Consider the following 15,677-nt stretch of genomic DNA (forward strand, 5'->3'; position numbering starts at 1 on the left):
GCTTACCAGCGCGGTACGTTGCTGTGCACGTCCGCGTTTTGTCCGCGCTGACGCAGCAGGTGATCCATCAGCACAATGGCCATCATCGCTTCGGCAATGGGCACTGCGCGGATTCCGACGCAGGGATCGTGGCGGCCTTTGGTGATCATCTCAACCTCTTCGCCCGCCCGGGTAATGGTTTTCCCCGGCACGGTGATGCTGGAGGTGGGTTTCATCGCCAGATTGGCGCTGATGGTCTGTCCGCTGCTGATGCCACCGAGAATGCCGCCCGCGTGGTTGCTCTGGAAGCCGTCCGCCCGGATCTCATCGCGGTGTTCACTGCCGCGCTGGTTGATCACCGCAAAACCATCGCCAATCTCCACGCCTTTCACGGCGTTAATGCTCATCAGCGCGTGTGCCAGATCGGCATCCAGGCGGTCAAACACCGGTTCACCCAGGCCCGGCGGCACGTTTTCCGCCACAACCGTGACCTTCGCGCCGATGGAGTCGCCCTCTTTTTTCAGCGCGCGCATCAGTTCGTCCAGCGCCTCCAGCTTTGACGCATCCGGGCAGAAGAACGGGTTGTCTTCAACGATGCTCCAGTCTTTCAGCTCGCAGGCCACGTCGCCGATTTGCGCCAGATAGCCGCGCACCACGATGCCGTGTTGCATCTGCAGATACTTTTTCGCAATCGCACCGGCAGCCACCCGCATGGCGGTTTCACGCGCCGACGAGCGCCCGCCGCCGCGATAGTCACGCATGCCGTACTTCTGCTCGTAGGTGTAATCAGCATGGCCGGGACGAAACAGATCCTTGATCGCGCTGTAATCCTGCGAACGCTGATCGGTATTTTCAATCAGCAGGCCGATGGAGGTGCCGGTGGTCACGCCGTCAAACACGCCGGACAAAATTTTCACCTGATCCGGCTCGCGGCGCTGGGTGGTATAGCGCGAGGTGCCGGGGCGGCGGCGATCGAGATCGTGCTGAATGTCGGCTTCGGTCAGCGGAATGCCGGGCGGCACCCCGTCAACAATACAGCCGAGCGCAATACCGTGCGACTCGCCAAAGGTGGTTACGCGAAAAAGTTGTCCAATGCTGTTTCCGGCCATGGTAATTCCTTGTTGCGATGTTGCGGGCAAGCGCTCGCCCGCTGTTTTTTAGTCTTTATAAAAGGAGAAGTGATGCTGTGCTGCGACGATCTGATCGCGCGTCAGCATGAAGACGCCATCGCCGCCGTTATCGAACTCCAGCCAGGTAAAGGGGACATCCGGATACTGTTCCATCATGTGCACCATACTGTTGCCGACTTCGCAAATCAGTACGCCCTGCTCGCTGAGGTAATCCGGCGCGCAGGCGAGGATGCGACGCACCAGCTTCAGGCCATCGCTGCCCGCCGCCAGGCCCAGTTCCGGCTCGTGGCGATACTCGTTCGGCAGGTCATCCATATCTTCCGCATCCACGTACGGCGGATTGGTGACAATCAGGTCATACTTCACCTGCGGCAGGTTACGGAACAGATCCGCGCGGATTGGCGTGACGTGATGCAGCAGGCCGTGCTCTTCAATGTTTTGCTCAGCCACTGCCAGCGCATCGGCAGAGATATCCACGGCGTCCACTTCCGCTTCCGGGAAGGCATAGGCGCAGGCGATGGCAATACAGCCGCTGCCGGTGCACATATCAAGGATATGGTGTGGCTGCTGGCTGAGCAGGCCGGAAAAGCGATTTTCTATCAGCTCGCCAATCGGCGAGCGTGGCACCAGCACGCGCTCGTCGACGTAGAACTCATGGCCGCAGAACCAGGCTTTGTTGGTGAGATAGGCCACCGGAATGCGCTCATTCACGCGACGAATCACGCGCTCCACGATACGGTGACGTTCGCTGGCGGTCAGGCGCGCGTGGCGCATATCTTCCGGAATATCCAGCGGCAGCCATAACGTCGGCAGAACCAGTTGAACCGCTTCGTCCCAGGGGTTGTCCGTGCCGTGGCCGTACCAGATGCCTGCCGCGGAAAAACGGCTTACTGCCCAGCGCAGCATGTCCTGAATGGTGTGCAGCTCGTTCACTGCCTCATCGACGAAAATCTTGTCCACGTAGCCCTCCGCAGGCCATAAAATCAATCGGCCGATAGTGTGCCATGAAGCCGGGCAGAATTCAGCGCAGCGAGGTGAAAAAGCTGACATTTGTTGACGCTTAGCGTTAAGGTAGAGGCCATTCACTCCAGCCATTTCCGACAATTCGCCAGGACATGAGTAAAAAGACGCCGCTAAGCCAGGACGATCAGGCGCTGTTCCGTCAGTTAATGACAGGCACGCGTAAGCTGAAACAGGACACCATCGTGCATAAACCGACGGTGAAAACCCGCGAAGTGCCACTGAAACGGCTGCTCTCTGAGCAGGCCGATAACAGCCATTATTTTTCTGATGAGTTCCAGCCGCTGCTCTCCAGCGACGGGCCAACGCGCTACGTGCGTGCGGATGTCAGCCATTACGAACTGAAAAAGCTGCGGCGCGGCGATTATACGCCGGAGATTTTTCTCGACCTGCACGGGCTGACCCAGATGCAGGCCAAGCAGGAGCTGGGTGCGCTGATTGCCGCCTGCCGCCGCGAGCATATCTTCTGTGCCAGCGTAATGACCGGCCACGGCAAACACATTCTTAAGCAGCAAACGCCACTGTGGCTGGCGCAGCATCCGCACGTGATGGCGTTTCATCAGGCGCCAAAACTCTTTGGCGGGGATGCGGCGTTGCTGGTGCTGATTGAGATTGAAGAGTGGCAGCCGCCTGAATTGCCCTGAGTGATGGGAAGGCGTTGAGATTGAGCGGAAAAGAAGAGGAGATGTCCCCGGCAACGGCTGACGCCTGACCGGGGAGAGGAACGGCACGGTCCGCCGGTCGGCGGGACAGAGAGAACAGCGCGTTAAATGGCTTTTGCCAGCTTTGACGGACTTACCTGCCACGCCAGTTTGCCTTCACAGGCCTCAGCGTCAAAATCCACGCAGGCGATGGCGGAGGTCGCGAACATCGGGGGCGCTTCATGCGGGCAGAGCTCTGAAACCAGATACCCCACCAGCGGCAGATGTGAAATCACCAGCACGGCGTGGACGCCCTGAATAGCCAGCGCCTGTAAATGACAGGCCACCATGCCCGGATCGCCGCCTGGCGTCAGCTCCGGCAGCACTTCCTGCCCTTCCGGCAGTTTCAGTGCTTCGCGGACTGTGGCAAGGGTTTGCCCGGCGCGCAGATAAGGGCTGACCAGCACCTTATCAATCTCTGGCATCTTGCTGTTCAGCCAGCTCGCCATCTGGCGTGATTCGTCACAGCCGCAAAGCGTGAGAGGACGAACCGCATCGCTCGCTGCTTCCAGCGCTGCGTCGCCATGACGCATGATAAAAACTTGCATAAAGCACCGCTGTTGTTAGTCGATATCGTCGGGTCACACAGTACCAGACGCTTCATTCTGCGAATGAACGCTGTGTTTTACCGCAATGGCTTCAGTATAGTCAACCGGTTGTTTATTAAATAGGCACTTCTCAGAATGGTGCTGCGCAGCACGCTGCACAGCTGCCTTTCTAACCCGCTGAATCGCTGCGTCTATTCACGAATGTGCAGAAGTGTAAAAATTCGTTTGGGCGGACGCACGCGTCAGTAATGCCTCACAGGGCGTGAAACGATCGCCATATTGCTGCGCAAGCGCCTGCAACGTGGCGACCATCGCCGCCGCCCCGCGCTGATCCATATAGCGGAACGGCCCGCCGAGGAACGGCGGAAAGCCGATGCCAAAGACCGCGGCAATGTCGCCATCGCGGGCGCTGCGAATTACCCCCTCATCCAGGCAGCGCGCCGCTTCGTTCAGCAGCATCATCACACAGCGTTCAGCAATCTGCGCTTCGCGCTGCTTCGCCTGAGGCTGTATCTGCAGCAGGGTGTAAATCGTCTTGTCCGCCTGGCGCGTCGCCGGCCAGCGTGAACGCTGATACTGGTAGAAGCCCCGACGGTTTTTACGGCCTTTGCGCCCATCGGCCAGGATGGCGCTGACCGCCTCCGGTGCGCTGAAGCGCGAACCGTACGCCTGCTCAAGAATCGGGCTGATCTTGCTGCCAACATCAATGCCCACTTCATCCAGCAGCTGCAGCGGCCCCACCGGAAAGCCGAATTTCACCAGCGCACGATCGATATGTTCTACCGGCTCCCCTTCCAGCAGGCAGCGAATAGCTTCATTTATATAAGGCGCAAGGATGCGGTTAACGTAAAAACCGGGACGATCTGCCACCACCACCGCGGTTTTACCCTGCTGACGCGCCAGCTGCACCGTGGTCGCCAGCGTTTGCGCCGACGTGCCCGCGTGCGGTATGACCTCAACCAGCGGCATTTTGTCCACCGGGCTGAAGTAGTGCAGGCCGATAACATTCTCCGGTCGCTGCGCTTTTTCCGCGATGGCGCTGATCGGCAGTGAGGAAGTATTGGAAGCAAAAATGGTGTGCGGCTGACAGTGGCTTTCAACCTCGGCCACCATCTGCTGTTTCAGCGCCAGATCTTCAAAGACGGCTTCAATCACCAGATCGCGCTGGCTGAATCCCTGATAATCCGTGCCGCCGCTGATGCGGGCCATCTGCTGCTGCCGCTCTGCCGCTTTTAGCTGTCGCCGTTTTACCTTTTTACTCAGCAGATCCCAGCTGTACTGCAAAGCGTGATTGATGCCGCTGAGATGAATATCTTTGATACGCACCGGCAAACCGGCTTTGGTCGCCGTCACGCTGGCGATGCCGCCGCCCATCAGTCCGCCACCCAGTACGCCAATCTGCCGCAGCGCGCGCGGTTCCGCCTCTGTCACCGGCTCGTTTTTTAACGCCGTGGCGGCAAAAAACAGGCTGCGCAGCGCAGCAGATTCCGGCGTCATGGCCAGCTCACCGAAGGCGCGCGCTTCGGCTTCATGCCCGGCGCGACTGCCCTGCTCCAGCCCGGTGCGGACAACGTCAATAATCCGATCGGTGGCCGGATAGTTGCCCTGCGTTTTACGTGCGGTCTGCCGTTTTGCCAGCATAAACAGCAGCGGCCGCAGCAGCGGAGATTGCAGCAGACGATCGCGGCGTGCGAGCGGCCGTAGCCCTGGCTTTCCTTTATGCACCTGCGCAATAGCGGTCGCGAGCAGAATAGAATGCGGCACCACTTCATCCACAATGCCCAGCTTCAGCGCCTGCCTGGCGCGCAGCTGCTTACCGCTCAGTATCAGCGACAGCGCCTGCTGCACGCCCGCAACGCGCGGCAAACGCTGCGTGCCGCCGGAACCCGGCAGCAGTCCCAGCTGCACTTCCGGCAGCCCCAGCCGGGTTTTATCGTCCGGCGTGCAGATACGCGCATCGCAGGCCAGCGCCAGCTCCAGCCCGCCGCCAAGACAGGCCCCGTGAATGGCGGCTACCACCGGGAACGGCAGTGCGGCAAGGCTGGCCATCACTTCCTGACCCTGCTTCGCCAGCGCTTCGGCCTCAGCGGCCGTCTGGCAGCGAGCGATCATGCTGATATCGGCCCCGGCGACAAAATTGTCCGGCTTACCGGAAATCAGCACCAGGCCGGCCAGCTGCGGATTGCTGCGCGCTTCGGCCAGCACCGCGTTAATCTGCGGCACAAATTCTGCCCTGAGCGTATTCATTTTTTCGCCTGGTACATCAATAGTGATGATGCCAACGTGATCCGGGCGCATCTGTAGATGGAATGCGGATTCACTCATTATTCGGCCTCCAGAACCATTGCCGTCCCCAATCCTCCGGCGGCGCAGGCTGTGACCAGCCCCAGTCCGCCGCCGCGCCGCCGCAGTTCGTGCAGGGTTTGCGTGATCATACGCGCGCCGGTGGCCGCAAACGGGTGACCGTAAGCGATAGAGCCGCCCAGCACGTTAAAGCGCGCCTCGTCGACTTCCCCCAGCGCATGCGCGCGGTTGAGCACCTCACGCGCGAAGCGTTCGTCACGAAACATCTGCAGATTCGCCAGCGTTTGCGCAGCAAAGGCTTCATGCATATCAATCAGGGTTAATTCATTTAGCGTGATGCCGGCGCGCTCCAGCGCCAGCGGCGAGGCATACGCCGGGCCCAGCAGCATATCCTGCCGGACATCAATGGCGCTGAACGCGTAGCTGCGCAGATAGCCAAGCGGCGTCAGGCCCAGTTCCCGCGCCCGCCCTTCGCGCATCAGGATCACCGCTGCCGCGCCATCGGTGAGCGGCGTACTGTTGGCGGCGGTCACCGTACCGTGGCGGCGATCAAACGCCGGACGCAGGCGGGCGTAATCCGCCGTGCTGGCGTTAAAGCGCACGTTATTATCCTGCTCAACCGGTGCTTTCCACGGCGGCACGAAGGCAGGCATCACCTCCTGCGCCAGCACGCCGGATTGCCAGGCCTGGGCGGCGCGCTGATGGGATCGCAGCGCCAGCGCATCCTGCTGCTCGCGCGTAATGCCGTAGGTCTTCGCCATCTGTTCTGCGGTATCGCCCATGCGTAAGCCGGTGGAGTACTCGGCCACTGCGGGCGGCACGGGCAGCAGGTCACGCGGACGCAGGCGACGCAGAATCTGCACTTTTTTACTCAGGGTACGGGCTTTATTGAGATCGACCAGCGCGCGCGCCAGCGTTTTGCTCACGCCGATGGGTAACACAGAGGAGGAGTCCGCACCACCGGCAATACCGGCGTCAATGGTGCCCGCCATCAGGCTCTCCGCCACGTTGGCGACGGCCTGAAAACTGGTGGCGCAGGCGCGGCTGACGCTGTAGGCATCGGTATGTACGCTCAGCCCGCTGCTCAGCACAATTTCACGCGCGATATTGGGTGCCTCCGGCATCTGCACCACCTGACCGAACACCAGCTGGTCGATCACCGTGACCGGCAGTTCACTGCGCGCCATCAGTTCGCTGATCAGCATGCGGCCCAGCTCCAGTGCTGGTATGCCGTGAAAATCGCTGGCCTGACGGGCAAACGGCGTACGGAGTCCGTGAGTGATGGCGATACGCTCGCCCTGACGCGTCAGCAGCGGCTGCGCTTTGCTCATTGCATTCACCTGTAATTGACGACCTGAGCATCATTGCCCAACAGGTCTGACCTGATCCACAGTGTTAACCAGGTGAGGCTAAGTCGCCAATAACAGAAGAAAAAAAGTGCGAGGAGAAACACGAAAATGGTGATGAGGCTGCCGCAACGCTGCCGGCAGCCGCGGGATTAACGCAGGCCGAGCTGAAAAATCAGCGCTTCCGCCTGGCAGGAAAACCTGAATTCTGCCTGCAGACGCACGCCCGCCGCGTCCGGCTTAATAGCGGCATCAATAACACAGGGCTCTGATTCCACACTGCGCGCACGCGCCGTGAGCTGTTCCAGCATCGCGGCGGCGGCGGCGCGATCGGCAAAGTGAGCCGACCAGCTGGCCGAGCAGTCGCTGTTATCCATAATGGTTCCGACATCCACACAGCAGCAGGCCGCGGTTTCATTTGCACTGCATTTATTAATGGCATCAGTCATGATTTTCTCCGGACGCTTTTTCCGATCAGACACATCAGTTTCTGCAGCAAAGTGTACGCCGGTTGCGGCCTGGCGGCTACGATACGCCGGCTAAGTGACGAATATCACAATAAAATTTGATCCAAAACAAATCTGACCCGGTATGCTGTTCGCGGAACGCAAAGATTTTGTTAAGCAGATCTGATTTTATCGATCAAACCGGAAATATTTAAAAAACATTATTGCAACAAATACACAGGTCGGACCTATACTCGTCGCACTGGTCTGATATGTGTGATTGCCGTCAGTCCCTACAATCCGCCGTCCTTTGTTACGCGACGTAACTACGTTTAATAATAAATTCAGATGAGGTTGTGGTCATGAACCATAAGAACCTGTTTGCAAAGTCAGCCGTGGCAGCTGCAGTCGCGCTCGTTTCTTCACACGTTTACGCCGCCGGCTTTCAGCTTAATGAATTCTCAGCAATTGGATTAGGTCGCGCTTATTCGGGTGAAGGGGCAATGGGTGATACCGCTGCCTCAGCCAGCCGTAACCCTGCGACCATGGCGCTGATGGATCGCCCGTCATTTTCTATCGGCGCTGTGTATATTGACCCGAATGTCGATATCAGCGGCCGCAGCCCAACCGGCAACAGCCTGAACGCCAGTAATATTGCGCCAAACCAGTGGATCCCCAATATTCATTACGTACAGCCGCTCAATGACCAGTGGTGGGTTGGCGCTTCTGCTACCTCTAACTACGGTCTGGCGACGGAATTTAACAACGGCTATACCGCGGGCGGTCTGGGCGGAAAAACCGATCTGTTAACCGGCAACCTGAATCTGAGCACGGCTTATCGCCTGAATGATAATCTGAGCTTCGGCGTCGGCTTTGACGCGGTCTATGCCAAAGCAAAAATTGAGCGCTATGCCGGTGAAGCCGGCGCGCGCGCCGGGCTGCCGGCCGATACGCAGGTGGCACGCCTGAAAGGCGATAAATGGGGCTACGGCTGGAATGCCGGCATCCTGTATGAGGTGGATAAAAATAACCGCTTCGGCTTTACCTACCGTTCGGAAGTGAAGATCGATTTCGACGGCGACTACAAGAGTAATATTCCGCGCGCCTTCAACGGGTCGCCACAGGCGCTCGCGCTGGGTCTGCCATTCGGCACCAGCGGCGTGACAATTCCGGGTTCGCTGACGCTGAATCTGCCGGAAATGTGGGAAGTGTCCGGCTGGCACAAAGTGGCACCGCAGTGGGCCGTGCACTATAGCCTGGCGTACACCAGCTGGAGCCAGTTCCAGGAGCTGAAAGCCACCGGCAGCAGCGGTCAGACGCTGTTCTTTAAAGATGAGAGCTATCACGACGCCTACCGTCTGGCGCTGGGAACCACCTACAACTACGACGATAACTGGACGTTCCGCACCGGTATTGCGTTTGATGACAGCCCGGTTCCGGCAGATAAACGTTCTATCTCCATTCCGGACCAGGATCGTCTGTGGCTGAGCGCCGGTGCCTCTTACGCCTTTAACCAGGATGCCTCGGTGGATCTGGGCGTTTCCTATATGCACGGGCAGAAAGTCACCATCAAAGAAGGCCCGTATACCTTCAACTCTGAAGGCAAAGCCTGGCTGTACGGCGCAAACTTTAACTATAAATTCTGATGCGGCGCTGACCGTCGCGTGTCACAGCAGAACCAAAAAGGGCGACCCGCGGGCCGCCCTTTTTACTGGTTGTAAATCGGTTACTGCGAATCGATATCCTTGAGATCGTCCTGAATCGCGCTGGCGTTCAGGTTCTCTTCCGGCTTCAGCTTGCCGCCGCTGGCGAGGAAATCGTTGCGCTGGAAGTAGGCGTTGCGCACAAAGGCATACGGATCCTGCTGCTGACGCAAAATACCATCGGAATCCAGCAGCTGCGCGCGCGTTTCCACGCCTTCAAGCGTCCATTTACCCACCGACATGGGCCAGGTCAGCCAGCTCAGCACCGGGTAGAGCGTATCGACAAAATCACCGCCATCCTGACGCACGGTGAAGCTGCCATAGCCCGGCAGTTCCACGTAAGGACCATAGCCGACGCCGTAACGGCCCAGCGTGCTACCGAAATGGTGCGGCACTTCACGCGCCAGCGCCGGGTTGGCTTTGCCGGCAACATCAATAAAGCCACCCAGACCGAGCACGGTATTCAGGAAGAAGCGGGTGAAATGCACCCCAGCCTGACGCGGCTCGCCGACCAGGATCGAGTTGACCATGCTCGCCGGCTCATCAAGGTTGCCCAGAAAGTTGCTCAGGCCGCTGCGCGCCGGCACCGGTACGTAGTCGCGCCACGCCACGGCCACCGGGCGGAGCACATACGGATCCAGCACGTTGTAGTTGAAGTTAAACATGGTGCGGTTGAACCCTTCGAGCGGATCGCTGCGCTGTGCGGGTTCGGTATTGTCGGCCGGTCTGGAGCTGGCACATCCCACCAGAAGTAAACTGGCCAGCGCCAGGCCGGTCAGGCGGTTATTCATTCTTATCTCCCTGTGCGGATAAAAGGTGTAACGCTTCAGGGCTGCTGCTGATTAATCTCGACAGCCAGCTGCTGATGACCATCCCAGGGGGTGACTGCGCTTAAACCAAACCAGTCGCCAGACTGCGGATTAGCGCTGCCATCGCGCGCGATGCGCACCCTGACCTGAACCTGATGCTGCGCCGAAAGCAGGCGATCCGGCATCATGGCATTACTGTCATCCAGCGTAAGCGATAACGGGAAGTGGCTGAGCGGCAACCGCTTCACAGCCACGGGCACCGGTGAAACACCGTCAGTTACCGAAATATACATCACTCCGCCCTGCGGTAACATTTTTTCTGCCTGCGAGGTTAAACGCACCGTTAACGCCAGCTGGGTGGTTTGCTGGCCGGCATCGGTTTTGGCCTGTTCAATGCTACGTTCAATCATGGCGATACGCTGATCACCTGCCGGCAACTGCTGTCGCATTGTCTGCCACGCGTCGATGGCTTTGGCATAGTGCTGTTGCTGGAAGGCGTTGAACGCCAGCAGGCTAAGCGTCCGCAAATTCGCCGGGTCACGCTGGCGCAGCGCGTCCAGCAGCAGGCCCGCCTGGCGGTTATCCTGGGGATCGCCGGAACGGGTCAGCACTTCGGCGTAATCCTGCTGCAGGGCAAGATTATCCGGTGCCAGCTGCAGCGCGTGTTCAAATGCCTGGCTGGCATCGGTGGCATTATTCAGCACCATGCCCAGCCGGCCCAGCATCGCCCAGTCGTTAAGATTTTGCGGGTCGTGTTGCAGCGCGGTGCGCAGCCCGAGCTGCAGCCGCGAAAGCGCTTCCATCGACAGGGGCTGCGCCTGGGGATCCATCAGGCGCGCGCGCAGCGCCGGATAGGCCTGCTGCACGCTCAGCCAGCCGGAATATTGCGCCAGGCCACCGGTCTGCAGATACATCCCCAGTGGCACCACCAGCAGCAGGATAACACCCGGAATCAGCACGCGGCGACGGCTGTGGTGAACCTGTTCCGCGCCGGCATCCGGCACATCGTCCAGCAGCGTCTGCTGCAGCTCGCGCTCCATAGCAGGACGCTCCGCCACCACGCCTTCCGCTTCGTCACGTGCCAGCTCGCGCAGGCGCTGACGATAAAAATCGGTGTTGAGGCGATCGCGCGCTCCGCGGCTGACCTCACGCTGGCGCCAGCCCGCGCTGACAAACAGCGCCACCGCGGCCGCCAGCAGAATAAACAGGGTAATCCAGAATTCAGTCATTACGGCTTCCCGTCACGCTTCAGAATCGCCGCCAGGCGCTGTTGCTCGTGGTCATCAAGATCGCTGTGCGTCTGCCCGCGGCGGGCTCGCAGAATAATCATCAGGCCGCCCAGCACGACAAACAGCGCCGGGCCGACCCATAAAATCAGCGTAGAGGGCGTGACCGGCGGTTCATAGGTCACAAAATTGCCATAGCGCGCCACCATGTAATCAATAATCTGCTGGCGGCTCTGCCCCTGCTTCAGCAGCTCATACACTTTACGCCGCATATCGGCGGCAATCATCGCGCTGGAATCGGCAATGCTGTTGTTCTGGCACTTCGGACAGCGCAGCGCAGCGGTCAGCTCGCGGTATTGCGCCTCCTGCTGCGCGGAATCAAACTGCCAGGTATCAATGGCCGCCCACAGGCTGGTGCTCAGCAGCAGGCCGGCAAGAAACAGTCCGATTCGTTTCATGATGCGTCCGCCTCGCGACGGTATTTTTCCCACAGCGGTTTCACTTCCTGCTGCCACACCCGCTCCGTCATATCGCCGGCATGGCGATAGCGGATAATGCCGTGGCCGTCGATCAGGAAGGTTTCCGGTGCCCCGTACACACCAAGATCCAGCCCGAGCATGCCGTCGCCGTCGTACAGGCTGAGTGCGTAAGGATTGCCCAGCGTGTTGAGCCAGGTCACCGCTTTGGTCCGATCATCCTTGTAGTTCAGGCCCACCACGCGAATGCCCTGCTCAGCCAGCGTGTTCAGGTATTGATGCTCCGCGCGGCAGGTCGGGCACCAGGTGGCCCAGACATTCAGCAGCAGCGGTTTACCGTCCGTCAGCACCTGCTGATTGTACATTTTTCCCGGCTGGTCGAGTGCTTCCAGCCTGAACAGCGGCACCGGCTTGCCGATCAGCGCTGACTCCAGCCGGGAAGGATCGTCACCGTCCGCATTGCGCGCCAGCTGCCACAGCAGCGCGGCCGCCAGCAGCAGAAACAGGACTAACGGGATAAACAGAATTTTTTTATTCATACCAGCTCCTCGCGCGGCGCTTTGCGGCGCGAACGGTAGCGTGGATCGAGCAGACACAGCAGGCCGCCGAACGCCATAAACAGGCCACCGAACCAGATCCAGCGCACAAAGGGTTTGTAATAAATGCGTACTGCCCAGGAACCGTCGTCCAGCTCCTCGCCCAGCGCAGCATAGAGATCCCGGGTGAAGCCGCCGCTGATGGCGGCTTCCGTCATCATGGTACGGGCGGCAGTATAGAAGCGTTTTTCCGCCTGCAGCACCGCTTCCGGCTGGCCGTTGCGGCTGACATCAATAATGGCCATGCCACCGCTGTAGTTAGGCCCCTGCAGCGAACGTACGTCGCGGAAAACAAAGTGATAGTGGTGGATATCCACGCTGTCGCCGGCTTTCATGCGCACGTCGCGCTCCACGCTGTACTGCGTGGTGAACGCAATGCCGACCACCGTGACCGCCACGCCGAGATGGCCCAGCACCATGCCCCAGTGGCTGCGCGACAGATGCCGCAACCCGGGCAGGAAGCGATGGCGATGCGTGGCCCGCTCGTGCAGCTCCATCAGCGTCAGCAGGATCACCCAAATCGCCATCAGCAGACCAATCACCGTCATCGCTTCAATGCGATCCTGCAGCAGCCACGGCAGCGCAATCGACAGGATCAGCGTGACCAGCAGCCCGGCGCCCAGCCGCTTCCACAGTTTTTGCGGTTCGTCACGACGCCAGCGCACCAGCGGACCGATACCGAGCAACAGCGCGAACGGTGCCATCAGCCAGGTAAACAGCGTATTAAAGAAGGGTTCGCCGACTGAAATCGTGCCCAGGCCGAGCTGTTTGTGCACCAGCGGCAGCAGCGTCCCCAGCAGCACCACCAGCATTGCCGCAATCAGCAGGACGTTATTGCCCAGCAGGAAGGATTCGCGTGACCAGACGTCGTTCTGCACCCGGCTGCGCACCTGTCCTCCTCGCAGCGCGTACAGCAGCAGTGAGCTGCCAATCACGATGATGAGGAAAGCCAGAATGAACATGCCGCGCGCCGGATCAGACGCAAACGCGTGCACCGAGACCAGCACGCCGGAGCGCACAAGAAAGGTTCCCAGCAGGCTGAGTGAAAACGCCGTGATCGCCAGCAGCACCGTCCAGGCTTTGAAGCTGCCGCGCTTTTCCGTGACCGCCAGCGAGTGCATCAGCGCCGTGCCGGCCAGCCACGGCATAAAGGAAGCATTCTCCACCGGATCCCAGAACCACCAGCCGCCCCAGCCCAGCTCGTAGTAGGCCCATGCCGATCCCAGCACGATACCGATAGTAAGAAAGACCCAGGCTGCGGTGGTCCACGGACGGGACCAGCGTGCCCATGCGGTATCAAGGCGGCCAGCCATCAGAGACGCAATGGCAAAGGCAAACGCCACCGAAAAGCCCACATAGCCCATATACAGCAGCGGCGGATGGAAAATCAGGCCGATATCCTGCAGCATCGGATTGAGATCGCGCCCGTCGATTGGGAACGCCGGCAGCGTGCGGGTAAACGGGTTGGACGTCAGGATAATAAACAGCAGGAAACCAAAGGTGATCATCCCCATGACTGCCAGCACGCGCGCCAGCGCATCCTGCGGCATGCCGCGGCTGAAAATCGCCACCGCCAGCGTCCAGGTGCTGAGCAGCAGCACCCACAGTAACAGTGACCCTTCGTGCGCGCCCCAGGTGGCGGCAATGCGATAATAGACCGGCAATAGCGTATTGGAGTTGGTGGCGACGTACGTCACAGTGAAATCATTCACCACAAACGCATGCACCAGCAGCAGAAAGGCACCGGCGATACAGATAAACATGCCCCAGGTCAGCGGCCGCGCCAGCGCCATCAGGCGCGCATCCTGACGCGCTGCGCCCCACAGCGGATAAATACTTAACAGCAGCGCCAGCCCCAGCGCCAGACACAGCAGAAAGCTGCCAATTTCCGGCATCATGACTGCGTACCCGCCTGCTGATATGCCGCTGCAGGTCCTGTGTGATTGTTTTTCATCGCGTCCTGAATTTCCGGCGGCGTATATTTTTCATCATGTTTTGCCAGCACTTCACGGGCCTGGATGCGATTTCCCGCCTCCAGAACCCCCTGTGCCACCACGCCCTGCCCTTCACGGAACAGGTCCGGCAGAATGCCTTCATAGCTGACACTCACCACGCCCCTGGCGTCATACAGCCGGAACGTGACCGCGAGCGTTTTCGGATCGCGCTGCACGCTGCCGGGCATCACCATCCCGCCGACGCGCAGGCGCTGGCCCGGCGACGGTTTTTCACGTGCTTCCCCTTTGCCATACAGGATTTCACCTGGGGTATAAAACAGATCGATATTGGAACGCAGCGCGTACATCACCAGCGCAGTGGCAAGCCCCAGCCCTGCCAGTACCGCTATCACCACATACAGGCGATTACGACGACGGATATTCACACAGACTCTCCTGCTTTAGCCGCAGCTTTTTTTGTTTTTGCCGCCCGGATGCGGCGCTCCCTGGACTGACGCTGGCGTATCTCTGCCAGCAGACGGCGGCGATACAGCAGCGTCTGCACCACCAGCCCGGTTAACGGGACCAGCGTGCAGAGCACCGCCAGCCAGACATAAAAGGCGTAGCCGCCCATAGCGAAAAAATCGCTCCAGGAGGTGAAGGCTGGCGTCACAGTTTGCGTCCTCCCTGTGCCACGTCAATTGCCCACGGGCGGTGACGCTCGGTGAACAGAATCAGGTTGCGCAGGCGCATCAGCGTCAGCGACACAAAGGTGAGCAGATAGCCGAGGATCGACCAGCGCAGCGGCGTACGCATGCTGGGATCGATGGCCTGTTGCAGCAGGCCGGATGAGCCCTGATGCAGCGTGTTCCACCACTGCACGGAAAAGTGAATCACCGGCAGATTCACCACGCCGACCAGGATCAGAATGCCGGCAGCGCGGCCCGCCGTGCGGCGATCGTCAAAGGCGTGATAGAGCGCAATCGCCCCCATATACAGAAACAGCAGCACCAGCTCGGATGTCAGCCGCGCATCCCAGATCCACCAGGTACCCCACATCGGCTTGCCCCAGGCAGAGCCGGTCACCAGCGCAATAAAGGTAAAGACGGCACCAATCGGCGCCATCGCCGCCGCGACCAGATCGGCCATTTTCATCTGCCAGACGAGGCCGGTAAACGCCGCTATTGCCATCGACGCGTAAATGCCCATCGACCACATCGCCGCCGGCACATGGAGATACATGATGCGAAAACTGTCACCCTGCTGATAGTCGGCGGGCGCAAAGCCGAAGCCCCAGATCCAGCCGAGCAGCAGCGTGCTGGTTCCCGCCACGGCGCACCACGGAATCAGCCGCCCGCATAACAGATACAGCCGTTCAGGCCGCGCCCACTGATGTAACCATTTCCACATGTCTATTGCTCGCACTAAAAAAGAGTTCAACCGCCACCGGCAGGCGGCG

General features: G+C 59.9%; 16 protein-coding genes. 2 read left to right on the top strand and 14 right to left on the bottom strand.

Going from position 1 to position 15,677, the window contains the following annotated elements; translation table 11 throughout:
- Nucleotides 1-2: 2 nt before the first annotated feature.
- Nucleotides 3-1,088, bottom strand: a complete 1,086-nt coding sequence (gene aroC / locus D8B20_RS11950) for a chorismate synthase (protein WP_145889084.1) — start codon at nucleotides 1,086-1,088, stop codon at nucleotides 3-5.
- A 48-nt stretch (nucleotides 1,089-1,136) separates the two neighbouring features.
- On the bottom strand, nucleotides 1,137-2,069 hold the full coding sequence (gene prmB / locus D8B20_RS11955; RefSeq protein ID WP_145889085.1) for a 50S ribosomal protein L3 N(5)-glutamine methyltransferase: 933 nt from the start codon (nucleotides 2,067-2,069) through the stop codon (nucleotides 1,137-1,139).
- Nucleotides 2,070-2,224: 155 nt separating this feature from the next.
- On the opposite strand from prmB, the gene smrB reads away from it, so the two are divergent.
- Nucleotides 2,225-2,773 (top strand): endonuclease SmrB, encoded by a 549-nt coding sequence (gene smrB, locus D8B20_RS11960; RefSeq protein WP_145889086.1) that lies wholly within the window; start codon nucleotides 2,225-2,227, stop codon nucleotides 2,771-2,773.
- A gap of 122 nt (nucleotides 2,774-2,895) precedes the next feature.
- On the opposite strand, the gene sixA is transcribed toward smrB, so the two are convergent.
- The 4 genes from sixA to D8B20_RS11980 form a co-directional block, all read right to left on the bottom strand.
- Entirely contained in the window at nucleotides 2,896-3,378 is a 483-nt protein-coding gene (sixA, locus tag D8B20_RS11965; RefSeq protein ID WP_145889087.1) for a phosphohistidine phosphatase SixA, read from the bottom strand.
- Nucleotides 3,379-3,573: 195 nt separating this feature from the next.
- Nucleotides 3,574-5,703, bottom strand: a complete 2,130-nt coding sequence (fadJ, locus tag D8B20_RS11970) for a fatty acid oxidation complex subunit alpha FadJ (RefSeq protein WP_145889088.1) — start codon at nucleotides 5,701-5,703, stop codon at nucleotides 3,574-3,576.
- Entirely contained in the window at nucleotides 5,703-7,013 is a 1,311-nt protein-coding gene (fadI, locus tag D8B20_RS11975) for an acetyl-CoA C-acyltransferase FadI (RefSeq protein ID WP_145889089.1), read from the bottom strand. Before fadI ends, fadJ begins: the two co-directional genes overlap by 1 nt.
- Before the next feature lie 167 nt (nucleotides 7,014-7,180).
- Nucleotides 7,181-7,477, bottom strand: coding sequence for a YfcZ/YiiS family protein (locus tag D8B20_RS11980; RefSeq protein ID WP_145889090.1), 297 nt, complete (start codon nucleotides 7,475-7,477; stop codon nucleotides 7,181-7,183).
- A gap of 359 nt (nucleotides 7,478-7,836) precedes the next feature.
- On the opposite strand from D8B20_RS11980, the gene fadL reads away from it, so the two are divergent.
- On the top strand, nucleotides 7,837-9,120 hold the full coding sequence (fadL, locus tag D8B20_RS11985; RefSeq protein WP_145889091.1) for a long-chain fatty acid transporter FadL: 1,284 nt from the start codon (nucleotides 7,837-7,839) through the stop codon (nucleotides 9,118-9,120).
- Nucleotides 9,121-9,200: 80 nt separating this feature from the next.
- Here fadL and mlaA read toward each other — a convergent pair whose 3' ends face one another.
- Genes mlaA through D8B20_RS12025 form a run of 8 tightly spaced genes read right to left on the bottom strand, consistent with a single transcriptional unit; the run spans nucleotide 9,201 to nucleotide 15,628 of the window.
- Entirely contained in the window at nucleotides 9,201-9,968 is a 768-nt protein-coding gene (mlaA, locus tag D8B20_RS11990) for a phospholipid-binding lipoprotein MlaA (protein ID WP_145889092.1), read from the bottom strand.
- A gap of 35 nt (nucleotides 9,969-10,003) precedes the next feature.
- Nucleotides 10,004-11,215: a c-type cytochrome biogenesis protein CcmI gene (gene ccmI / locus D8B20_RS11995; protein ID WP_145889093.1), complete on the bottom strand. Its 1,212-nt coding sequence runs from the start codon at nucleotides 11,213-11,215 to the stop codon at nucleotides 10,004-10,006.
- Nucleotides 11,215-11,670, bottom strand: a complete 456-nt coding sequence (locus D8B20_RS12000) for a cytochrome c-type biogenesis protein (RefSeq protein WP_145889094.1) — start codon at nucleotides 11,668-11,670, stop codon at nucleotides 11,215-11,217. Before D8B20_RS12000 ends, ccmI begins: the two co-directional genes overlap by 1 nt.
- A complete protein-coding gene (locus D8B20_RS12005; protein WP_145889095.1) occupies nucleotides 11,667-12,227 on the bottom strand; it encodes a DsbE family thiol:disulfide interchange protein in 561 nt (186 codons plus the stop codon). The genes D8B20_RS12000 and D8B20_RS12005 overlap by 4 nt, the downstream gene beginning before the upstream one ends.
- On the bottom strand, nucleotides 12,224-14,182 hold the full coding sequence (locus D8B20_RS12010; protein WP_145889096.1) for a heme lyase CcmF/NrfE family subunit: 1,959 nt from the start codon (nucleotides 14,180-14,182) through the stop codon (nucleotides 12,224-12,226). Before D8B20_RS12010 ends, D8B20_RS12005 begins: the two co-directional genes overlap by 4 nt.
- A complete protein-coding gene (gene ccmE, locus D8B20_RS12015) occupies nucleotides 14,179-14,664 on the bottom strand; it encodes a cytochrome c maturation protein CcmE (protein WP_145889097.1) in 486 nt (161 codons plus the stop codon). The genes D8B20_RS12010 and ccmE overlap by 4 nt, the downstream gene beginning before the upstream one ends.
- A complete protein-coding gene (ccmD, locus tag D8B20_RS12020) occupies nucleotides 14,661-14,891 on the bottom strand; it encodes a heme exporter protein CcmD (protein WP_145889098.1) in 231 nt (76 codons plus the stop codon). Before ccmD ends, ccmE begins: the two co-directional genes overlap by 4 nt.
- Nucleotides 14,888-15,628: a heme ABC transporter permease gene (locus D8B20_RS12025; RefSeq protein WP_145889099.1), complete on the bottom strand. Its 741-nt coding sequence runs from the start codon at nucleotides 15,626-15,628 to the stop codon at nucleotides 14,888-14,890. The genes ccmD and D8B20_RS12025 overlap by 4 nt, the downstream gene beginning before the upstream one ends.
- Nucleotides 15,629-15,677 lie beyond the last annotated feature (49 nt).

It is taken from the genome of Candidatus Pantoea soli, from assembly GCF_007833795.1.
GTDB lineage: Bacteria > Pseudomonadota > Gammaproteobacteria > Enterobacterales > Enterobacteriaceae > Pantoea > Pantoea soli.